Source organism: Streptococcus oralis (assembly GCF_001578945.1).
Taxonomy (GTDB): Bacteria; Bacillota; Bacilli; order Lactobacillales; family Streptococcaceae; genus Streptococcus; species Streptococcus oralis_Q.
Map to the genome: position 1 here is coordinate 1 of NZ_KQ969659.1, position 278 is coordinate 278.

The following is a 278-nucleotide window of genomic DNA, read 5'->3' on the forward strand; positions in this document are numbered from 1 at the left end:
CAATAAGAAATTGGTACTCTATACGGATCCAAATGATCACGCGACAGCCTTTAAGTACGACCCATTAGGACGAATCATCGAAACAGTAGCTCCTACAGGAAGCAAGCAAAGTTTCAGCTATGATGCTTTGGGCAATCGCTTGAGCGAAACCAGTAGCGAAGGTCATACAACGACCTACAGCTATGACAGTATGAACCGTATCAGCAGTAAGCAACGCCCAACAGGTGGAGTGACTCAGTATGCCTATGACGCTACAGGTAGCTTGGCAAAAGAAACGG

Annotated in this window: 1 protein-coding gene; it reads left to right on the plus strand. The window is 46.4% G+C overall.

Going from position 1 to position 278, the window contains the following annotated elements:
• Positions 1 to 278: RHS repeat domain-containing protein (locus SORDD16_RS10265; RefSeq protein WP_164966541.1), on the plus strand; the 278-nt coding region annotated here is incomplete at both ends.